The organism is Streptomyces sp. NPDC001880 (assembly GCF_053594575.1).
Genome location: NZ_JBSFET010000046.1, coordinates 1 through 21,176, shown reverse-complemented (window position 1 = coordinate 21,176; position 21,176 = coordinate 1). Strand labels below are relative to the sequence as shown.

Here is a 21,176-nt window from a genome sequence, read left to right as displayed (position 1 = left end):
CTTTCTCGCTCATCCGGGCACCCGGGCCGGCGCTCGACGGGGGAAGCGCGGGGCGGGGTGCTGAGGCCACATTCGGGATCGGATAGCGTTGAACGCAACTGTTTCCCGTTATTTGCAATTCAGGTCTGAATGGTGAGATGACGATGGCGGACTTCGATCTGGACCGGCGCACCCCCGCCGGATCCCTGCAAACCGTCGACCGGGCGCTCCTCGTACTGCTCGCCTTCGAGCGGACCAGGCCCGACTGGGGCGTCACCGAGGTCGCCGAGGAGTTCGGCTGGGACACCTCGGTGGCCCAGCGGCTGCTCGCCACCCTCGCCGGACGCGGCTTCCTGGTCTCCGACCCGGTCACCCGCCGGTACCGCATCGGCCCCGCCGTGCTGCGCCTGGGCAGGCTCTGGGAGCGCTCCGGATCGCTGGAGCTGCTGGCCGGTCCGGTCCTGGAGGAGCTGCGCCGGGCCACCGGTGACACCGTGCTCTTCTGCCTGCCGGACAGCTTCCACATGCGGTGCGTCGCCGCCGAGGAGGGGGTGGCCGGGCCGCTGCGCTACTACCCCCTGGTCGGCGAGCTCTACCCGGCGCACGCCGGGGCGACCAGCAAGTCGTACTACGCGTACCTCCCCGACGAGCAGCGCCACCGGCTCTTCCGGGGCCGCCCGATGGCCCGGTTCACCGACCGGACGGTCACCGACCCGGACCGGCTGGAGGAGGAGTTCCTCAAGATCCGCGCCCAGGGGTACGCCTGGACGGTCGGCGAGTACGACACCGGCATCGCGACCGTCGCCGTACCGGTCTTCCTCGGCCGCGAGCCGTACGGCAGCCTCAGCCTCGGCGGCGCCGAGGAACTCTTCCCGGGCGCGCCGCACGACCGGCTCGACGCGCTGCGCCACGCGGCCCAACTGCTGGAGAAGCGGCTCACCCACCCTCCGCAGCGCCCGAAACCCCGCACCCGACGCCCCCGAACCGACCGATGACCCGGAAGAGAACCAAGAGGAACCCCATGAATCTGCTGCTGCTCTCCAACTCCACCCAGTACGGCCGGGGTTACCTGGAACACGCCCTCGACACCGTCACCGCGTTCCTGCCCTCCGGCGCCCGCCTCGCCTTCGTCCCCTACGCGCTCGCCGACTACACCGCGTACACCGCACGCGTCCGCGAAGCCCTCGCACCGTCCGGGATCGCTGTGCGCGGGGTCCATGAGAACGCCGACCCGGTCGCCGAACTCGCCGCGTCCGACGCCGTGTTCATAGGCGGTGGCAACTCCTTCCGGCTGCTGAGCGCCCTGTACCGGACCGGTCTGCGGGACGCCGTGACCGAGGCGGTGCGGGGCGGGCTGCCGTACATGGGGGCCAGCGCCGGGACGAACATGGCGGCGCCCACCCTGCGCACCACCAACGACATGCCCATCGTGCAGCCGCCGTCCTTCGAGACGCTGGGGCTCGTCCCGTTCCAGATCAACCCGCACTATCTGGACCCGGACCCGGCCAGCACCCACAAGGGCGAGACCCGCGAGGAGCGGCTCACCGAGTTCCTGGAGGAGAACGACGTGCCGGTGCTAGGCCTGCGCGAGGGCTCATGGCTGCGGGTCGACGGACGCCAGGCCCGGGTGCAGGGCGCCCGGCCCGCCCGGCTGTTCACCCGCGGTGCGCAGCCGCAGGAGCTCCCGGCGGGCTCGGACGTCTCTCATCTGCTCACGACGACACCGCGGTTCGACGCTCCGGTGCGCTGACGCCCAGCACCAGATCGGCATCGACCGCCCGGCCGTCGCCCGGGTGGACGGCCGGGCGGGCGACCGGCGCGTACCCGGTGGCCGACCCGGCCAGCACGAAGTTGCCGCCGTGCGGGACGGCCAGCGTGTAGTGGCCCTCCTCGTCCGCCACGGTGAGACCGGCCTGCCGGCCCCGGTGGTCGATCAGCGTGACATTGGCGCGGTCCACCGGGGCGCCGTCCCCGTCCGTCACCCGGCCGCGGAAGCCGTCGGAGCCGGCGACCGGGCGGGAGGCGACGGGCGCCGGGGCGTCCTCGTCGCCGCTCGCCGGCAGCGCCGGGCGCATCGCCTGGCGCCGCGACGGCAGGAACGAGGCCAGCACCAGCCCGATCACCACCGCACCCATCGCGATCAGGAACGAGATGCGGAACCCCTCCATCGAGGGCAGCGGCACCCCGCCTGTGCGCACCGAGGTGTTCGCCAGCACCATGCCGATCACGGCGCTCGACACCGAGGTGCCGATCGACCGCATCAGGGTGTTCAGGCCGTTGGCCGCGCCGGTCTCCGACGGGTCGACGGCCCCGGTGATCAGCGTGGGCAGCGAGGAGTACGCGAGCCCGATGCCGGCCCCGAGCACCACCGCGATCACCACGGTCTGCCAGGCGGCGCTCATCAGCCCCAGCCCCGCCCCGTAGCCGATCGCCATGACCAGCAGGCCGAGCATCAGCGAGACCTTGGGGCCCCGGCGGGCGGAGAGCCGGGCGTACAGCGGGGCGACGAGCATCATCGTCAGACCGAGCGGCGCCACGCACAGCCCCGCGACCACCATCGACTGCCCGAGGCCGTACCCCGTCGAGGCCGGCAGCTGGAGCAGCTGCGGCAGGACCAGCGAGATGGCGTAGAAGGCGACCCCGAGCATGATCGAGGCGAGGTTGGCGAGCAGCACCTCGCGCCGGGCCGTGGTCCGCAGATCGACCAGCGGGGCCGGGCTGCGCAGCTCGAACAGGCCCCACAGGACGAGGATCACCAGCGCGGCGGCGATCAGCCCGAGCGTGCTGCCCGAGGTCCAGCCCCAGTCGCTGCCCTTGGTGATCGGCAGCAGCAGGCAGACCAGGCCGAGCGAGAGCCCCAGCGCACCGGCCAGGTCGAACCGGCCGGGGGCGCGCAGCGTGGGCTCCGGCACGACCAGGACGGTGAGCGCCATCGACAGCACACCGAGCCCGGCCGCGCCGAAGAACAGGGTGTGCCAGTCGGAGTGCTGGGCGACCAGCGCGGCGGCGGGCAGCGCCAGTCCGCCGCCGACCCCGATCGAGGAGCTCATCAGCGCCATCGCCGAGCCGAGCCGCTCGCGCGGCAGTTCGTCACGCATGATGCCGATGCCCAGCGGGATGGCGCCCATGGCGAAGCCCTGGAGCGCACGGCCCGTGATCATGACCACGAGTTGGTCGGTGAAAGCGCATATCAAGGAGCCGATCACCATCACGGCGAGGCTGGCGAGCAGCATCTTCCGCTTGCCGTAGAGGTCGCCGAGCCGCCCCATGATCGGGGTGGCGACGGCCCCCGCGAGCAGCGTCGCGGTCATCACCCAGGTGGCGTTCGACGGATCGGTGTGCAGCAGGGCGGGCAGGTCCTTGATGACGGGGACCAGCAGGGTCTGCATCACCGCGACGGTGATGCCCGCGAAGGCGAGTACGGGGACGACACCGCCGCCCGCCCTGCGCGGCTGCGGATCGGAGAGTTCCCCGGTGTGCTGTCCGTTCGTCGTCTCTGGCATGCGTGCGGCCTCCAGGCGGCGTGATCGAGGGTCTGAAGAGCATGCGGGTGCGGCGGGCGGGCAGCGCCGACCGCCAACTGAGTGCACGCTGAAACCTTCCTGGTGTCCGCGGTATTCCGTTGATCGAGGTGCGAACGGGGGCACGACGGCGCACTCGCATCGGCGCGCGCGAAGATCCGGCCGGCATCTGACCTTCCGTCAGAATGGAACGTGTTCTACTCTTGCGCCGTTCCAGTGGCTGCGACCGGCGAGGATCCGCATGGGCATCGGAATCACCGAAGAACACAGGGAGTTGGCGCAGGCCGTACGAGGCTGGCTGGCGCGCGCCGTACCGCCGCAGGAGATCCGCAAGCTGCTCGACGCGGACGCTCCCCACGCCCCCGGCGTGCGCCCCGGGTACTGGGACGGGCTCGCGGAACAGGGTCTGCTCGCTGTCCATCTGCCCGAGAAGTACGGGGGCGGCGGCGGCCGGCTCCTCGATCTGGCCGTGGTCCTCGAAGAGGCGGGCCGGGCCGCGCTCCCCGGCCCGTATCTGTCGAGCTCCCTCGCTTCCGCCGTACTGCACACGGCGGGGTCGCACGAGCCGGTGCGCGGGCTCGCGGACGGTACGCGCATCGGCGCCGTCGCCCTCGGCCCCGGCACCCTCACCGCCGTCGAGAGCGAGGACGGCCATCTGCTCGACGGCACCGCGCCGCCCGTCCTCTCCGGCGCCGACGCCGATCTGCTCCTCCTGCCCGCCGAATCGGCCACCGGCACCCTCTGGTTCGCCGTCGACGCCGCCACCGAGGGGCTGACCGCCCGCCCGCACGACGGCGCCGACCCGACCCGGCCCACCGCCCGGATCCACGCCGAGGGGGTGCTCGTCCCCACCACCCGGCTCGTCCGGACCGACACCACGCGCGTCCGTGACCTCGCCGCCGTCCTCCTCGCCGCGGAAGCCTGCGGAACCGCCGCCAGGGCGCTGCACACCGCCGCCGAACACGCCAAGGTCCGCGAACAGTTCGGCCGCCCCATCGGGCAGTTCCAGGGCGTCAAGCACCTCTGCGCCGACATGCTCGTACGCGTCGAGCGGGCCCGTGCGCTGGCCTGGGACGCGGCCCGCGCCGCCGACGAGGAGACGGACCCGGACGTACGGTCCATGGTCGCCGCCCTCGCGGCGTCGGACGCCCTCGACGCCGCGTACGGCTGTGCCAAGGACTGCATCCAGATCCTCGGCGGCATCGGCTTCACCTGGGAGCACGACGCCCATCTGTATCTGCGCCGGGCCCTGGTGGCCCGGCAGTTGCTGGGGACCGGCGACAGCCACCGGCTGCGGGCCGTCCGGTTGGCCGAGGGCGGGGCGCGCCGCGGGCTCGCCCTCGAACTCCCCGCCGGGGCCGCCGCCCACCGGGCTGCCGCGCGCGAGGCCGTCGCCGCCGCCCGCGGCCTCGACCCGAAGGCCGCCCGCCGCGCCCTCGCACCGACCGGCTACGCCGCCCCGTACCTCCCCGCCCCCTACGGCCTGGGTGCGGGCCCCGTGCAACAACTCGCCATCCAGCAGGAGTTGGCGGAACAAGGAGTGAAGCTGAGCGACCTCGGGATCGCCACCTGGGTGGTGCCCTCGCTCATCGCCCACGGCACGGCCGAGCAGCAGGAGCGCTATCTGCTGCCCACCCTGCGCGGCGAACTCCTGTGGTGCCAGCTGTTCTCGGAGCCCGGTGCGGGGTCCGACCTCGCCTCGCTGCGCACGAAGGCGGAGCGGACCGAGGAGGGCTGGCGGATCAACGGCCAGAAGGTGTGGACGAGCGCCGCCCAGTGGGCCGACCACGGGATCCTGCTCGCCAGGACCGACCCGGACGCCCCCAAGCACCAGGGCATCGGCTACTTCCTCGTCGACATGAAGAACACCCCGGGCATCGACATCCGGCCGCTGAAGGAGATCACCGGCGACGCCCTCTTCAACGAGGTGTATTTCGACGACGTCCTGCTGCCCGCCGACGCCGTCGTGGGCGAGCCCGACGGCGGCTGGAAGGTCGCCCGCAACACCCTGGGCAACGAACGCGTCCACATGGCCGACCAGATGACCTTCGACACCGGCCTGGAGTCGCTGATCGCACGCTCCGGCGAACTCGACGGCGCCTGCCGGGCCCGCATCGGAGCGCTCGCCGCCGAGGCCCACGCACTGGGCTGCATCGGACTGCGGACCACGATGCGGCAGGTCTCCGGTCTGGAACCCGGAGCGGGAGCCTCCGTCCGCAAGCTCGTCCAGACCACCCACCAGCAGAAGGTCGCCGAACTCGCCCTCGAACTCCTCGGCCCGGCGGGCGCGGCCGGCGAGGGGCCGGCGGAGCGGGCCCTGCACGGCTTCCTGATGTCCCGCTGTCTGACCATCGCGGGCGGCACCACCCAGGTTCAGCTCAATGTCGTCGCCGAGCGCATCCTCGGCCTCCCGCGCGATTGAAGGGACTTGCCATGAAGCCCGCACAGCACGCGAAGCCCATGAAGCTCATGAAGGCGTACGTCGTCGGTGTCGGAATGACGAAGTTCGAGAAGCCCGAGACACGCGACTGGCAGTACTGGGACATGGCGAAGGAGGCCGGCGCGGCCGCGCTCGCCGATGCCTCCCTCGCCTACGAGCAGATCCAGCAGGCCGTCGTCGGCTACTGCTTCCAGCCCTCCACCGCCGGCCAGCGCGCGGTGTACGAGCTCGGCCTGACCGGGATCCCCGTCTACAACGTCAACAACAACTGCGCCACCGGCTCCACCGCGCTGATGGCGGCCCGGCAGTTCGTCGAGGGCGGCGGCAGCGACTGCGTCCTCGCGCTCGGCTTCGAGAAGATGACGCGCGGCGCCCTCGGCGGCGGTGGCGCGGACGGGGGTGCCGCGGCCCGCGGCGGAGCCGCTGATGCCTGGGGCAAGACGTCACCCGTGGCCCGGCACTACGGAATCATGGCCGCAGCCCACGGCTTCGAGATGAGCCCGCCCACCGCCCAGATCTTCGGCAACGCGGCCCGCGAGCACATGGCGCGGTACGGGACGACCGAGGCGCAACTCGCCGCCGTCGGCGCCAAGAACCACCGCCACTCGGTGAACAACCCGTACGCCCAGTTCCAGGACCCGTACACGGTCGAGGAGATACTCGCCGCGAAGACCATCCACAGCCCGCTGACCAAGCTCCAGTGCTCACCCACCTCCGACGGCGCGGCCGCCGCCGTCGTCGTGTCGGAGCGCTTCGTCGAGAGCCACGGCCTGGGCGACCGGGCGGTGGAGATCGTCGCGCAGGCCATGACCACCGACACCGGCGACTCCTTCGCCTCGGGGACCTGTATCGACGCGGTCGGCCTGCCGGTGTCGCGGGCCGCCGCCCGGCAGGTCTACGAGGCCTCCGGGCTCTCGGCCGCCGACCTGGACGTCATCGAACTGCACGACTGCTTCTCCATCAACGAACTCCTCACCTACGAGGCGCTCGGGCTGTGCGGCGAGGGCGAGTCCGGGAAGCTCGTCGAGTCCGGCGCCACCACGTACGGCGGCCGCTGGGTGGTCAACCCGTCCGGCGGGCTGATCTCCAAGGGGCACCCGCTCGGCGCCACCGGAATCGCCCAGGCGGCGGAGCTCACCTGGCAGTTGAGGGGAGAGGCCAGCGACCGGCAGGTGCCCGGAGCCCGGGTCGGCCTGGCGCACAACATCGGGCTCGGCGGGGCGGCGGTGGTCACGCTGCTGCGGCGGTAGCGAGGCGGCCGGCGGGTGAGCGGCGCAGGTGTGCCCGCGTGCCGGGCGACGCGTGACGGGTGGTGGCCCGCGGGGCGAGCGGCGCAGGTCCCCGCCGGGTCCCTGGGCCGAGCCGGAGTCGGCTCATATACCGGTGTACGGGGCGCGCGGCGGCTGCGAGTATGACCGGCATGGTGAACATCACGACGCCCGTGCCCTTGCGCAAGCGCCCCGGCACCCGTACCTGGGCCGTGATGCTCGCCGCATTCGTCGGACAGTTCCTCGTCGTACTCGATGTGTCCGTCGTCAACGTGGCCCTGCCGTCGATGCGTTCCGACCTGGACATGAGCGCCGCCGGACTGCAATGGGTGCTCAACGCCTACTCCATCGCGTTCGCGGGATTCATGCTGCTCGGCGGACGCGCCGCCGACATCTACGGCCGCAAGCGGATGTTCCTCACCGGACTCGCCCTGTTCACCGCGGCTTCCCTGGCCGGTGGGCTCGCCCAGGAGGGCTGGCAGCTGCTGGCCGCCCGCGCCGTCCAGGGGCTCGGCGCCGCCGTTCTCTCCCCGGCGACCCTCACCCTGCTCACCACCGTGTTCCCCGAGGGGCCGGCCAGGACCCGGGCGATCGGCACCTGGATGGCCGTCGGCGCGGGCGGCGGCGCGGCGGGCGGGCTGATCGGCGGGGTGCTGACCGATCTGCTCTCCTGGCGGTGGGTCCTGCTGATCAATGTGCCGATCGGTGTCTGCGTCCTGGCCGGCGCCGCACTCCGGCTCGCCGAGAGCCGGGCGGGCGAGCGGCGGCGCATCGACTTCCTCGGCGCGGTCCTGGTCACGGCGGGCCTCGCCTCCGTCGCCTACGGCATCGTGCAGATCGAGGCGGCGGGCTGGACCGCGGCGGCGACCCTGCTGCCGCTGCTCGGCGGGGTGGCCGTGCTCATCGTCTTCGTCGTGGTGGAGGCCAGGGCGGTGGAGCCGCTGATGCCGCTCAGGGTCCTCGCGACCCGCGCGGTGACCTCGGCGAACGCGGCGACGTTCGTCATCGGCTCGGCGTCGTTCGCGATGTGGTACTTCATGACGGTGTACGCCCAGACGGTGCTGGGCTACACCCCGCTGGAGGCCGGACTCGCCCTGATACCCACGTCGTTGGCCGTCGTCCTCGGCTCGAAGTGCGCACCCCGCATCATGACCGGGGTCGGCGCGAAGAACCTGGCGCTCATCGGTACGGCCGTCGCCGCCGCGGGCTTCGGCTGGCAGTCCACGATGGGCCCGGACGGCTCGTACCTCACCTCGGTCTGCCTGCCCGGAATCCTGATGATGGGCGGTACGGGCCTGGCGGCCACCCCGCTCGCCTCGCTCGCCATCACGGGTGCGGGCCCCGGGGAGGCCGGGCTCGTCTCCGGCCTCATCGGCACCTCCCGCACGATGGGCGGCGCACTGGGTCTCGCCGTGCTCTCCACCGTCGCCGCGGCACGCACCGCGGGCGGCACCGGACCGGAGGAGCTCACGGCCGGTTACGCACTCGCCTTCCGGACGGCCGGCACGGTGCTGCTGGGCGGATTGCTGCTGATGGCGCTCTGGCTGCCGCGCCACCGCTCGGCTCAGCACTGACCCGGACGGCGCCGTCCCGGCCGCCTGCAGCCACCCCTGCTCCCGTGCCGCCCGCACCGCCTCCATCCGGTTGCGGGTGCCGGTCCTGCCGATCGCCGACGACAGACGGTTCCGCACCGTCGGCTCGGACAGATGCAGTGTGTGTACGGACTTCGCGATGACATATGTCATGGCCGGGCGCCGGCCCGCGAATGAATCTGACGCCACGTCAGCAGCAGTCTTCACAAGTGCTGGGCACTGCGTTATACATGAGTTCATCGGCTAGAACGCGTTCTAGAAAGGGCGTGGCGGCCGGTCCCGCGCGACCTCGGTGCGGCCGACGGTGCGGACGGCCGCGCCGAGGTCTTCCCACCATCAAGGAGCAGCTCTCCCATGCCCATTGATGCCGAAAAGGCTCTCGCCGCCGAACCCCGTTCCGCCCGGATCGGGTGGGACCACAAGGACGTACAGCTCTACCACCTCGGGATCGGAGCCGGCTTCGACCCCGACCGTACCGACGCCGCCGTGGACCCCGACGAGCTGCGCTACACACTGGAGTCCCGGCTCCATGTGCTGCCCTCCTTCGCCACCGTCGCGGGAGCGGGCATGGGTGTCGTCGGCGGACTCTCCTCGCCCGGCATCGACATCGACCTCGCCGCCGTCCTGCACGGCGGGCAGAGCGTACGGGTGCACCGGCCGATCCCGGTCCGGGGCAGCGCCGTACAGACCTCGAAGGTTGCCGCGGTGTACGACAAGGGCAAGGCCGCCGTGCTGGTGCTGCGCACCGAGGCCGCCGACGAGGAGGGCCCGCTGTGGACCAACGACGCCCAGATCTACGTCCGGGGCGAGGGCGGCTTCGGCGGTGAACGCGGCCCCTCCGAGCGGGTCCCGTATCCCGAGACCGCCCCGGACCACATCGTGCGGCGGCCCGTCCGCCCGGACCAGGCGCTGTTGTACCGCCTCTCCGGGGACTGGAATCCGCTGCACGCCGACCCCGAGTTCGCCGCGCTCGCCGGCTTCGAGCGGCCGATCCTGCACGGACTGTGCACCTACGGCATCACGCTCAAGGCCGTCACCGACACGGTCCTCGGCGGCGATGTGACCCGCATCCGCTCCTACCGCACCCGTTTCACCGGGATCGTCTTCCCCGGCGAGACCCTCCGCATCGAGATGTGGACCGCCGAGAACCAGGTACGGGTCGAGGTGACGGCCGTGGAGCGAAACAACGCCAAGGTCCTCGGCGACACCTTCGTCGAACACTCCTGACCTCGACCCCGACCCCGCCCCGCCCCGGACCGACGCCAAGAGGACCGCAGGCCCACGTTCCACACGCCCATGAGGGGAGCCGCACCATGCGCGCAGCCGTACTGCACGAGATAGGCCAGGACAAACTGGAGGTCCTCGACGACGTCGAGGCGGTGGGCTTCGGCCCCGGCAAGGTCAGGCTCCGCATCAGGGCCACCGGACTGTGCCACTCCGACGTCTCGGCGATGAGCGGGGTGCTGCCCCAGCCGGCCCCGTTCATCCCGGGCCACGAGGGCGCCGGCGAGGTCATGGACGTCGGTGACGGCGTCACCGGGCTGAGCGCGGGGGACCGGGTGCTGGTCTGCTGGCTGCCCGCCTGCGGGGCGTGCCCGTCCTGCAAACGCGGCCAGACCCAGCTCTGCCTGGCCGGCTTCATGAACGCGGGCACCCCCAACTTCAAGCGCCCCGGCGGCGATGTATTCGGCTTCGCGGGCACCGGCACCTTCACCGAGGAGGTCGTCGTCGGCGCCGGCTGCGCGGTGCCGATCCCCGACGACGTACCGTTCGAGATCGCCGCGCTGATCGGCTGCGGGGTGACCACCGGACTCGGCGCGGCCATCAACACCGCACAGGTTCAGGCGGGTTCGTCGGTCGCCGTGATCGGCTGCGGCGGCGTCGGCATCTCCACGATCCAGGGCGCCCGGGTGCAGGGTGCCGCCCAGATCGTGGCCGTGGACCCGGTCGCCTCCCGGCGCGAGGCGGCGCTGCGGTTCGGCGCGACCGAGGCGGTTTCGCCCGACGAGTTCGCCGATGCCAAGCAGCGCATCACCGCGGGCGAGGGCTTCGACTACGTATTCGAGGTCGTCGGCAAGTCGGCCACCGCGCGCACCGCGTACGACAACACCCGGCGCGGCGGCACCCTGTGCGTCGTCGGCGCGGGCGCGATGGACGACAACTTCCAGGTCAACATGTTCGAGCTGTTCTTCGACGAGAAGCGGATCCTGCCCTCCATGTACGGGGGAGGAGATGTGCTCCGCTCGTACGAACGGGCCATCGCGCTCTGGCGGGCCGGCCGGATCGACCTCGAATCGATGATCACCCACCGGGTGCGGCTCGAAGGGATCAATGACGCGCTCGACCAGATGCGGACCGGCGAGTCGCTGCGCACCTGCGTCGAGCTCTGACCACCGCCCGCCCCTCCCGAGAGGACTGGAGAGATTCCGATGTCACTTCCCCTGGACGGCATGTCCGCGATCGTCACGGGCGCGGGCCGCGGCCTCGGACGCGCCGAAGCGCTGGAACTGGCGGGGCTGGGCGCGTCCGTGGTCGTCAACGACTACGGGCAGCCGGGCCGCGACGGCTCCGGCGAGGCGTCCGCGACGCCCGCCGAGGAGGTCGCCGAGGAGATCCGGGCCGCGGGCGGCCGGGCGGTCGCGCACCTCGGCGACGTCTCCGACCACGAGCAGGCCCGCGCCCTGGTGGAACTGGCCGTCGACACCTACGGAAAGCTCGACATCCTGGTCAACAACGCGGGCATCCTGCGCGACCGGATGATCTTCTCGATGACCGAGGACGAGTGGGACTCGGTCATCAGGGTTCATCTCAAGGGCCACTTCAACACCACGCACTTCGCCGCCGCGCACTGGCGCACCCGCTCCAAGGAGTCCGGCGGGCCGGTCCACGGCCGGATCGTCAACACCTCGTCGGAGGCGTTCCTGGCCGGTTCGGCGGGCCAGCCGAACTACGCGGCGGCCAAGGGCGGCATCGTCGGCCTCACCACCTCCACGGCCCTGGCCCTGGCCCGGTACGGGGTCACCGCCAACGTCATCTGCCCGCGGGCCCGCACCCGGATGACCGAGGACGTCTTCGCGGGCTTCCAGGAACCGACGGACGGCGGGCTCGACGCGCTCGCCCCCGAACACGTCGCACCACTGGTCGGCTATCTGGCCTCCCCGGCCGCCGCCAAGGTCAACGGGCAACTGCTCGTCGTGCACGGCGGGATGGTCGCGATCGTCGAACGCCCCAGGGTCGCGGCCAAGTTCGACTCCTCGAAGGAGACGTTCTCCTTCGGCGAGCTGGACGAGCTGATCTCGCCGTACTACGAGGACCGCCCGCCGAACGAGACCTTCGCCGCGGCGGAGGTGCTCGGCCTGAAACGGGGCTGACCGGCAAAGGCCGGGACACCGCGGACACGGGTGGGCCCCGGCAGCCGTCTCCGGCTGCCGGGGCCCACCCGTCCCTCGTTGCTGTTCCGTGCGGTCAGGCCGCCCGGCTGTCCCCCTCGGAGGGACGGCGATGGCGGCCGTGCGGCTGCGCGGACGTGTCGTCCGTCGACTCGCCCCCTCGGTGCTTTCCGGAGCCGCCGGCTTCGGCCCGGTCCGCGTCCGCCGGACGCGTCTGGGTCGTGTCGGTTCGGGCTTCAGACATGTGGGAAGTCACCCCGTTGTGATCGCTTACGTGTGTGTCACCGGGCCGATCACGCCAACCGCAACACGACGCGGTCACCGTGGGCGACCACCGGATACGGCTGCGTAGCCCGGGCCCAGATCTTAACCAGGCACCATGCGCCCCGTGAGAGGCGCCTGCCCCAGTGGAATCGGCTTACACACGGGTAGAGGCACAGCGGCGGCGGACGGTTGCATACCGCTTTCCGCGCCGGGTTCCACGGGCGGCCGTACGCCGCGCTCCTCGTCCGCCGGTGCCTCCAGCAGGGCCACACCGCACGCCACGTTCCCGTCGGCGTACGGAAGTCCGAGCACGCCGTCCCGGGTCCACACCCCGCGCCCGGCCTGCCACCCCTGCGGGGCGGCGAATTGATGCAGACGGCGCCCGGCCGGGCGCCACACCCCGACCCAGCTGCCCGCCGCCCCGTCGATCCGCAGCGCCACCGCGCAGCTCTCCGGCATCAGCATCTGGCCCGGCTGCACGGCGAACGGCGTCACCGCCACATCGGCCGGGCGCAGGCACTCCGGGAAGCGCACCGGCAGACTGCTGCCGAGCACGCCCCACCCCAGCCGGTCGTGCCCCGGCGCGTCCGAGCGGATCAGCAGCAGTCCGCTGTCCGGGTCGGCGAGCAGCAGCCGGTCGTTGCTGTCCGGGGCGAACTGCAGCAGCGGCGTCACCTCGCCACCCCGCTCCAGGTCCACGGCGACCGCCTTGACCGGGCCGCCGCCCGGCATCTCCCGGTCCAGGGCCAGCATCCGGCCCGCCCGGTCCAGCCAGACACCGCCGGAGCAGCGCCCCGGAACCTCCGCGACCAGCTCGGGACCGCGGGCGCCGCCCACCACCAGCCAGACGGAGGTGGAGCGCGCACCGGCCGACAACGCGTACGCGCTCACCCCGTCCGGCGTGGGCGGCAGCAGGGTCAGCTCCGCACATTCGACGGAGCCGAGCGGGAGTTCACCGGTCCCGGGGCCGGTCGGATAGAGCAGCGACACCGCGTGCCGGTCCGCGACCCGGCGCCGGATCAGCACCCGCCCGTCGGCCAGCGGCAGCACCTCGGAGTCCGGCTCCTCCGGCTGGTCGAGGGGGAGCGGTACGGCGTACGGCTCGGGCCCGCCGAGCGTCCAGCGCTCAACGAACCACCCCCCGCCGGCCTCGCCGGACGCCTCCGCCGCCACTTCCGCGAGCGCGAGCCGGGCCGCGTACGAACCGTCCGCGGCGATCGTGAACGTGGGCGTGGCGGGGGCCGCCCCGGGCGGCGCGCTCCCTCCACCCGCTCCGTCCGCTTCGTCCGGCGGGTCGTCCGGCGCACCGGTCGCCTCCGGCTCGCTGTCCTTCAAGGCCGCATCCCCGTGGTCTCCGGCGGCCCCGGTCGCGCCTACGGACCTCTTCCCGATGGCACAGACAGTCATGGGCTGGTCACCTCCGGCAACCGAAGCTAGTTTTCGCACTTCCTGCCGAACAACGCGAGCCCCGTCACTTCACACATAAGGGTGGCGATGTCGGTATTCGGCTGAGAGCGAGGGGGTGGCTGTGCTGGGCGTGAGGTGAATGAGTAAGGTTAGGCAGCCCTAAGCATTATCGGTCTGTTCGTTACAACTGGAGCAAGTGATGTCCCTTCGTCGCCGCGGCACCGCCGCAGTCGGCCTGGCGGTGGCTGCCGCCCTCACCCTCTCGTCCTGCGGGAGTGACGACGGGGGGTCGGGCGGCTCGGCCAAGTCCGATGGCGGCGACAAGAAGGCGGCCGTCGCCACGGGCGGCAAGGACTTCGCCGACGCCGCGAAGAAGACGGCGGAGTACGGGACCGACGCCGAGGCCGGGGAGTTCCCCCGGACCGTCACCCACGCGATGGGCAAGACCGAGATCAAGTCCGCTCCCAAGCGCGTCGTCGTGCTGGACGTCGGTGAGCTCGACAACGTCGTCTCGCTGGGTGTGAAGCCGGTCGGCTACGCCCCCTCCGAGGGTGGCGCGGCCATGCCCTCGTACCTGAAGAAGGAGGCGGGCAACCCGAAGAACATCGGCACCATCAACAACCTCAACCTGGAGGCCATCGCAGGTCTCGAGCCCGACCTGATCCTCGGCAGCCAGCTGCGCGCGGCCGACAAGTACGACGCGCTCTCCAAGATTGCGCCGACCGTGTTCTCCATCCGTCCGGGCTTCACCTGGAAGGAGAACTACCTCCTCAACGCCGCGGCGCTGGACAAGACGGCCAAGGCCGAGAGCGAGCTCGACGCCTACGAGGCCAAGGCGAAGAAGCTCGGCGAGGACATCGGCCCGGACAAGCCGACCATCTCGATGGTCCGCTACATGCCGGACCGGATCCGCCTCTACGCCAAGGCGTCCTTCATCGGCACCATCCTCGACGACGTCGGTCTTCCGCGGCCCGAGAACCAGCAGATCAACGACCTCGCCGTGGAGATCAGCCCGGAGAAGATCGACGAGGCCGACGCCGACTGGATCTTCACCGGCGTCTACGGCGACGTGAAGGCCACCGACCGGGACACCACCCAGGCCAACCCGCTGTGGAAGAACCTCGACGCCGTCAAGGAGGGCCGGGCCAAGGACGTCTCCGACGAGACCTGGTACCTCGGCCTCGGTGTCACGGCCGCCGACCTGGTCCTCGACGACCTCCGCGCCGACCTCGTGAAGTAACGGTCCTTGAGCGGGCTGTGGCGGTCCGCGCGGACCGCCACAGCCATGGGCGACGGGGCACGCAGGGCAGGTAGCCTTTGCTTGTGCCCCGTCTGTCTGATGTTCTCGCCGAGCTCGACGCTCTCTGGCCGCCCGAGCGGGCCGAAGGCTGGGACGCGGTCGGTACCGTCTGCGGAGACCCCGGTGCCGCCGTCGACCGTGTGCTCTTCGCCGTCGACCCCGTCCACGAGATCGCCGACGAGGCGATCCGGCTCGGTGCCCAGCTGATCGTCACCCACCACCCGCTCTATCTGCGGGGTACGACGACGGTCGCGGCCGACACCTTCAAGGGCCGGGTCGTGCACACCCTCATCAAGCACGACATCGCGCTGCACGTCGCCCACACCAACGCCGACACCGCCGACCCGGGCGTCTCCGACGCGCTGGCCGGCGCGCTCGACCTGCGCGTCGAGGGTCCGCTCGTACCGGACCCGGCCGACCCCGAGGGGCGCCGTGGCCTGGGCCGGATCTGTGTGCTCGACCACCCCGAGACCCTGGCGGAGTTCGCCGCCCGCGCGGCCGCCCGGCTGCCCGCCACCGCGCAGGGCATCCGGCTCGCCGGCGACCCGTCGGCGACCGTGCGCACCGTCGCCGTCAGCGGCGGCTCGGGCGACAGCCTCTTCGACGCGGTACGAGCCGCGGGCGTCGACGCCTTCCTCACCGCCGACCTGCGCCACCACCCGGCCTCCGAAGCCGTCCAGCACTCCCCGCTCGGCCTGATCGACGCCGCGCACTGGGCCACCGAGTGGCCCTGGTGCGAACAGGCCGCGGCGCAGCTCGACGCGATTTCCGACCGCCACGGATGGGACCTGCGGGTCCATGTCTCGAAGCAGGTCACCGACCCCTGGACCACCACCACCCACCACTCTTCTGGAGCCCCCAACTGAACGCCGCGCCCGCCGACCAGATCCGACTTCTCGACGTCCAGGCCCTCGACGTACGCCTGTCGCAGCTCGCCCACCGGCGCAAGTCGCTGCCCGAGCACGCCGAGATCGAGGCGCTCACCAGCGACCTCGCGCAACTGCGCGACCTGCTGGTCGCCTCGCAGACCGAGGAGAGCGACACCGCCCGCGAGCAGACCAAGGCGGAGCAGGACGTCGACCAGGTGCGCCAGCGTGCCGCCCGCGACCAGCAGCGCCTCGACTCCGGCGCGGTCACCTCGCCGAAGGACCTGGAGAGCCTCCAGCGCGAGATCACCTCGCTGGCCAAGCGCCAGGGCGACCTGGAGGACGTCGTCCTCGAAGTGATGGAGCGCCGCGAGTCCGCCCAGGAGCGCGTCACCGAGCTGTCCGACCGGGTCTCCGCCGTCCGGGCCAAGGCCGACGGCGCGACCGCCCGCCGCGACGCCGCTACCAAGGAGCTCGACGAGGAGGCCGCGAGCGTCACCAAGGAGCGCGAGCTGGTCGCCGCTTCCGTCCCCGCGGACCTGATGAAGCTGTACGACAAGCTCCGCGTCCAGCAGGGCGGGGTCGGCGCCGCGCGCCTCTACCAGCGCCGCTGCGAGGGCTGCCGCCTCGAACTGAACATCACCGAGGTCAACGACGTGAAGGCGGCGTCCCCGGACACCGTCCTGCGCTGCGAGAACTGCCGCCGCATCCTGGTCCGTACGGCGGAGTCGGGCCTGTAATGACCCCGCCGCGCCAGTTCGTCATCGAGGCCGACGGCGGATCCCGGGGCAACCCCGGACCCGCCGGTTACGGGGCGGTCGTCATCGACCCGGTGACGGGGGAGACCCTCGCCGAGGCCGCCGAGTACATCGGCGTCGCGACGAACAACGTCGCCGAGTACAAGGGCCTCATCGCGGGCCTGAAGGCGGCGAGGGCGCTGGCACCGGACGCCTCGGCGGACGGCGCGGTCCAGGTGCGGGTCCGGATGGACTCCAAGCTGGTCGTGGAACAGATGTCGGGCCGCTGGAAGATCAAGCACCCCGACATGAAGCCGCTCGCGGCGGAGGCCGCCAGGATCCTGCCTGCCTCCGCCGTCACGTACGAGTGGATCCCGCGCGAGAAGAACAAGCACGCCGACCGGCTCGCCAACGAGGCGATGGACGCGGGCAGGCGCGGCAAGCAGTGGGAGCCGTCCGCGTCCACGGCCGCCCTCGACACCCCCCGGCCCTCGACCACCGCGGACCTCCCCCCGGTGTCCGGTCCGCCCGGCGACGCTGCGGCGGGCGCCGCCAGGGCCCGCGCGGCCCTGGCCTCCCGGCCGGGAGCGGCCTCCCCGGCGGCCCCCCAGGTCGGCTGGGGCGCGGCGCCCGATCTCGGGGCGCCCGCCACCTTCGTACTGCTCCGGCACGGCGAGACGGCCCTCACCCCCGAGAAGCGGTTCTCGGGCAGCGGCGGCAGCGATCCCGAACTCTCGGCGGCCGGCCGCCACCAGGCCGAACGCATCGCCCGGTCGCTGGCCGCCCGCGGCACGATCGAGGAGATCGTCAGCTCCCCGCTGCGCCGCTGCCGCGAAACGGCGGCCGCGGTGGCGGCCCGGCTCGGCCTGGAGGTCCGGATCGAGGACGGCCTGCGCGAGACGGACTTCGGCGCCTGGGAGGGCCTGACCTTCGCCGAGGTACGTGAGCGCTACGGCCCCGACCTGGACGCCTGGCTGGCCTCCGCGAAGGCGGCCCCCACCGGCGGCGGCGAGAGCTTCGCCGAGGTTGCCCGCCGGGTGTCGGCCACCCGCGACCGCCTCACCACCCGCTACGCGGGTCGCACGGTCCTCCTGGTCACCCATGTGACCCCGATCAAGACCCTGATCCGACTGGCACTCGGCGCCCCGCCGGAGGCCATGTTCCGGATGGAACTCTCGGCGGCCTCCGTTTCGGCAGTGGCGTACTACGCGGACGGGAACGCGTCGGTCCGGTTGCTGAACGACACGTCGCACCTGCGCTGAGCCGGGGGCGGTGGGGCGTCGCCCTGGTGTTCGCCCTGGGGCCCGGGGTGCCTCGCACCCCGCCCGCACCAGCCGGGGTCCGGGGCGGAGCCCCGGTTCCGGGAAGGGGTGGGCAGGGGAAAATCAGCCGCGCAGCGCCGACGCCTCGCTCGCCAGCCGCTCCACCCGCGCCCAGTCCTTCGCCGCGACGGCGTCCGCCGGAACCATCCAACTGCCGCCCACGCAGCCGACGTTGGGCAGTGCCAGATAGGACGGCGCGGATTCGAGGGAGATGCCGCCCGTCGGGCAGAAGCGGGCCTGCGGCAGCGGTGCGGAGAGCGCCTTCAGATATGCCGTGCCGCCGGCCGCCTCGGCCGGGAAGAACTTCATCTCCGTGACCCCGCGCTCCAGCAGCGCGACCACCTCGGACGTCGTGGAGACACCCGGCAGGAACGGCACCCCCGACGCCTTCATCGCGTCCAGCAGCCGGTCCGTCCAGCCGGGGCTGACCAGGAACCGGGCCCCCGCGGCGACGGTGTCGGCGACATTCCGTACGGAGATCACCGTGCCGGCCCCGACCACCGCGTCCGGCACCTCGGCCGCGATCGCCTCGATCGCGGCCGGCGCCGCGGCGGTGCGCAGCGTCACCTCGATGGCCGGGAGTCCGCCCGCGACCAGGGCCCGCGCGAGCGGCACCGCGTCGGCGGCGTCCTCCAGGACGACTACGGGCACGACGGGGGCGAGATCCAGCACAGAGGAGGTCATGGGGCCCATCTTGCAGCGAAGGTCGCACCGTACGCAACGAGCGTTGCGCATGATGCAACCCGCAGGCTCGGGGTCCACCCGCATGCGGCCGGTGGCTCAGTGAATCTCCGTCACCACGACATCGAGCGACCACGCCCGCCCGGCCCGCGCCGGAGCCTCGGCCTCCACGACGTACCCGAGCCCGCGCAAGGTCTCCACCAGCTCCGCGGGCCCCTTCGGCCGCGCACCGGAGACCAGTAGATCGCGGACCATCCGCCCCTTCGTGGCCTTGTTGAAGTGGCTGACCACCGACCGCTTCTCGACCCCGTCCACCAGCTGGGAGTGCAGCACCCGCACGCTCGCCGTGCGCTGTGCCACCTCGCCCTTCGGTTTCCATGCCGCGGTGTAGGCGGAGGACCGCAGGTCCAGGACGAGCCCGTCCCCGGCCGCCTCCGGCATCACCTGCCCCATCGGGTCACGCCAGTACGCCCCGAGCGCGCCCAGGCCCGGCAGCTTCACGCCCATCGAGCAGCGGTACGAGGGAATCCGGTCGCCCACCCGCACCGCGCCCCACAGCCCGGAGAAGACCAGCAGAGACTTCCCGGCCCGCCGCTTGGCCGACGCGTCCAGGGAGGCCAGGTCCAGCGCGTCGTACAGCACGCCCGTGTAGATCTCCCCGGCCGGACGCGTCCCGGCCGTCCGCAGCTCCACGTTCTTCGCGATCTCGCCGCGCAGCCCCTCGCTCAGCCCGAGCACCTCACGGGCCTTCTCCTGATCCGCCGCGCACAGCTCGACCAGCTCGTCGAGAACCGCCGCCCGCGCCCCGGCCAGGCCCGGAAGCGAAAGCGACTCCGGCTTCAGGGGCACCCCGCGCCCCGACGCGGCCTTTCCTTCGGAGGGCGGCAACAGCACGAGCACGGCGGTTCTCCTTCGTACGCACAGTCGGGGCGACGGAACCAGGCCCCCGCGCCAGCGTACGGGCACCGCGGGACCGGCCGGGCCGCCGCCCGGGATGCCGCCCGCCCCGCCCCGCCATACGCTCGGTCCATGCCCCGCCGCCATCTCCGCATGACCGGGCCGGCCGACACCCCGCTGGGGGCGTCCCTGCGCACCCTGCGTACCGGGCTCGGCCTCCCCGACGACTTCCCGTCCGAGGTCCTCGCCGAAGCGGAACAGGCGGTGAAGGACCCGGTGGTCCTGGCTCACGAGGACGCGACGGACCTGCCGTTCCTCACCGTCGACCCGCCCGCCTCCACCGACCTCGACCAGGCCATGTACCTCGAACGCCGCCGACGCGGCTACCGGGTGCACTACGCCGTCGCCGATGTCGCCGCCTTCGTACGCCCCGGCGGCGCACTCGACACCGAGGCCCACCGCCGGGTGACGACCCTCTACTTCCCCGACGGCACGGTGCCGCTCCACCCGGCCCTGCTCTCCGAAGGCGCCGCCAGCCTCCTGCCGGGGCAGACCCGCCCCGCCGTGCTCTGGCGGATCGACCTCGACACCGAGGGCGGCACCGTCGCCACCTCGGTGCGCCGGGCCCTCGTCCGCAGCCGCGCCAAGCTCGACTACGCGGGCGTCCAGCGGCAGATCGACACCGGCACCGCCGAGGAACCCCTCGCCCTGCTCCGCGACATCGGACGGCTCCGCGAGGAGCAGGAGGTCGCCCGCGGCGGCATCTCCCTCAACGTGCCCGAGCAGGAGATCGTCGAGCGCGACGGCGGCTACGGCCTCGCATACCGCGCCCCGCTGCCCGCCGACGGCTGGAACGCCCAGATCTCCCTGCTGACCGGCATGGCCGCCGCCCACCTCATGACCGAGACCGGCACCGGCATCCTGCGCACCCTGCCGGTCGCCCCGGACGGCGCCGTGGCCCGGCTCCGCCGCTTCGCCGAGGCGCTGCACATCGACTGGCCGCACCACGTCCCGTACGCCCAGGTCGTCCGCTCCCTCGACCCGCGCAGGGCCAACCACGCCGCGTTCCTCCAGGAGTGCACCACCCTGCTGCGCGGTGCCGGCTACACCGTCTTCGAACACGGCGAACTCCCCACCCCTGCCGTCCACGCCGCCGTTGCCGACCTCTACACGCACTGCACCGCCCCGCTGCGCCGCCTCGTCGACCGGTACGCGGCCGAGCTGTGCCTGGCCGCCGTCGCGGAACAGGACCCGCCCGAGTGGGTCGGCGCCGCGCTGCCCGGCCTGCCGAAGGAGATGGCGGACGGGGCCAGGCGTGCCAACACCGTCGAGCGCGAGTGCGTCGACCTGGCCGAGGCCGCGCTGCTCAAGGACCGGATCGGCGAGGTCTTCGACGCGTACGTGGTCGACGTGTCGGAGCAGGAACCCACCACCGGACCGTCATCCTCTACGGCATGATCGGCCTCCTCGGCGCCCAGATCTGGCTGCACGCCAAGGTCGACCTGCGCAACCC

Annotated in this window: 18 protein-coding genes and 1 pseudogene; 13 read left to right on the top strand and 6 right to left on the bottom strand. The window is 72.4% G+C overall.

All coding sequences use genetic code 11. The annotated features are described in order from the left end of the window. The first annotated feature begins 143 nt into the window (after positions 1-143). Entirely contained in the window at positions 144-974 is an 831-nt protein-coding gene (locus tag ACWCQ6_RS23130; RefSeq protein ID WP_451092024.1) for an IclR family transcriptional regulator, read from the top strand. 26 nt (positions 975-1,000) lie between these two features. After that, positions 1,001-1,729, top strand: coding sequence for a dipeptidase PepE (gene pepE, locus ACWCQ6_RS23125; RefSeq protein WP_451092022.1), 729 nt, complete (start codon positions 1,001-1,003; stop codon positions 1,727-1,729). On the opposite strand, the gene ACWCQ6_RS23120 is transcribed toward pepE, so the two are convergent. Further along, entirely contained in the window at positions 1,692-3,482 is a 1,791-nt protein-coding gene (locus ACWCQ6_RS23120; protein ID WP_451092020.1) for an MFS transporter, read from the bottom strand. The two genes, pepE and ACWCQ6_RS23120, sit on opposite strands and share 38 nt — an antisense overlap. Before the next feature lie 259 nt (positions 3,483-3,741). Here ACWCQ6_RS23120 and ACWCQ6_RS23115 point away from each other — a divergent pair, with 259 nt between their 5' ends. From ACWCQ6_RS23115 to ACWCQ6_RS23105, 3 genes are all read left to right on the top strand, one after another. After that, positions 3,742-5,922, top strand: coding sequence for an acyl-CoA dehydrogenase (locus ACWCQ6_RS23115; RefSeq protein ID WP_451092018.1), 2,181 nt, complete (start codon positions 3,742-3,744; stop codon positions 5,920-5,922). Positions 5,923-5,969: 47 nt separating this feature from the next. Further along, a complete protein-coding gene (locus ACWCQ6_RS23110; RefSeq protein WP_451092076.1) occupies positions 5,970-7,190 on the top strand; it encodes a thiolase C-terminal domain-containing protein in 1,221 nt (406 codons plus the stop codon). 170 nt (positions 7,191-7,360) lie between these two features. After that, positions 7,361-8,782 (top strand): MFS transporter, encoded by a 1,422-nt coding sequence (locus tag ACWCQ6_RS23105; RefSeq protein WP_451092016.1) that lies wholly within the window; start codon positions 7,361-7,363, stop codon positions 8,780-8,782. A 27-nt stretch (positions 8,783-8,809) separates the two neighbouring features. On the opposite strand, the pseudogene ACWCQ6_RS23100 reads toward ACWCQ6_RS23105, so the two are convergent. Then, a pseudogene (locus ACWCQ6_RS23100) lies at positions 8,810-8,923 on the bottom strand (DNA-binding response regulator); the annotation flags it as partial. 231 nt (positions 8,924-9,154) lie between these two features. On the opposite strand from ACWCQ6_RS23100, the gene ACWCQ6_RS23095 reads away from it, so the two are divergent. From ACWCQ6_RS23095 to ACWCQ6_RS23085, 3 genes are all read left to right on the top strand, one after another. Next, a complete protein-coding gene (locus tag ACWCQ6_RS23095; protein ID WP_451092014.1) occupies positions 9,155-10,027 on the top strand; it encodes a MaoC/PaaZ C-terminal domain-containing protein in 873 nt (290 codons plus the stop codon). 86 nt (positions 10,028-10,113) lie between these two features. Beyond that, entirely contained in the window at positions 10,114-11,190 is a 1,077-nt protein-coding gene (locus tag ACWCQ6_RS23090) for a Zn-dependent alcohol dehydrogenase (protein ID WP_451092012.1), read from the top strand. Positions 11,191-11,229: 39 nt separating this feature from the next. After that, positions 11,230-12,171, top strand: coding sequence for a 3-oxoacyl-ACP reductase (locus tag ACWCQ6_RS23085; protein WP_451092010.1), 942 nt, complete (start codon positions 11,230-11,232; stop codon positions 12,169-12,171). 94 nt (positions 12,172-12,265) lie between these two features. Here ACWCQ6_RS23085 and ACWCQ6_RS23080 read toward each other — a convergent pair whose 3' ends face one another. Both ACWCQ6_RS23080 and ACWCQ6_RS23075 read right to left on the bottom strand, forming a co-directional pair. After that, positions 12,266-12,433: a hypothetical protein gene (locus ACWCQ6_RS23080; RefSeq protein WP_451092008.1), complete on the bottom strand. Its 168-nt coding sequence runs from the start codon at positions 12,431-12,433 to the stop codon at positions 12,266-12,268. 122 nt (positions 12,434-12,555) lie between these two features. Beyond that, positions 12,556-13,860, bottom strand: coding sequence for a hypothetical protein (locus ACWCQ6_RS23075; RefSeq protein WP_451092006.1), 1,305 nt, complete (start codon positions 13,858-13,860; stop codon positions 12,556-12,558). Between the two features lie 199 nt (positions 13,861-14,059). On the opposite strand from ACWCQ6_RS23075, the gene ACWCQ6_RS23070 reads away from it, so the two are divergent. The 4 genes from ACWCQ6_RS23070 (at position 14,060) to ACWCQ6_RS23055 (ending at position 18,025) form a co-directional block, all read left to right on the top strand. Further along, positions 14,060-15,100, top strand: a complete 1,041-nt coding sequence (locus ACWCQ6_RS23070) for an ABC transporter substrate-binding protein (protein ID WP_451092004.1) — start codon at positions 14,060-14,062, stop codon at positions 15,098-15,100. A gap of 83 nt (positions 15,101-15,183) precedes the next feature. Further along, a complete protein-coding gene (locus tag ACWCQ6_RS23065; protein ID WP_451092002.1) occupies positions 15,184-16,026 on the top strand; it encodes a Nif3-like dinuclear metal center hexameric protein in 843 nt (280 codons plus the stop codon). Then, positions 16,023-16,766 carry a zinc ribbon domain-containing protein gene (locus ACWCQ6_RS23060; protein ID WP_451092074.1) on the top strand — a complete coding sequence of 248 codons (744 nt, stop codon included), beginning with the start codon at positions 16,023-16,025 and terminating at the stop codon, positions 16,764-16,766. Before ACWCQ6_RS23065 ends, ACWCQ6_RS23060 begins: the two co-directional genes overlap by 4 nt. Then, a complete protein-coding gene (locus tag ACWCQ6_RS23055; RefSeq protein WP_451092000.1) occupies positions 16,766-18,025 on the top strand; it encodes a bifunctional RNase H/acid phosphatase in 1,260 nt (419 codons plus the stop codon). Before ACWCQ6_RS23060 ends, ACWCQ6_RS23055 begins: the two co-directional genes overlap by 1 nt. A gap of 123 nt (positions 18,026-18,148) precedes the next feature. Here ACWCQ6_RS23055 and eda read toward each other — a convergent pair whose 3' ends face one another. Together eda and yaaA are read right to left on the bottom strand one after the other, a co-directional pair. Then, positions 18,149-18,769, bottom strand: a complete 621-nt coding sequence (gene eda / locus ACWCQ6_RS23050; RefSeq protein WP_451091998.1) for a bifunctional 4-hydroxy-2-oxoglutarate aldolase/2-dehydro-3-deoxy-phosphogluconate aldolase — start codon at positions 18,767-18,769, stop codon at positions 18,149-18,151. Positions 18,770-18,865: 96 nt separating this feature from the next. Continuing rightward, on the bottom strand, positions 18,866-19,666 hold the full coding sequence (yaaA, locus tag ACWCQ6_RS23045; protein ID WP_451091996.1) for a peroxide stress protein YaaA: 801 nt from the start codon (positions 19,664-19,666) through the stop codon (positions 18,866-18,868). 129 nt (positions 19,667-19,795) lie between these two features. Between yaaA and ACWCQ6_RS23040 the strand changes: the two genes are divergently transcribed. Beyond that, entirely contained in the window at positions 19,796-21,121 is a 1,326-nt protein-coding gene (locus tag ACWCQ6_RS23040) for a ribonuclease catalytic domain-containing protein (RefSeq protein WP_451091994.1), read from the top strand. Positions 21,122-21,176: the final 55 nt, after the last annotated feature.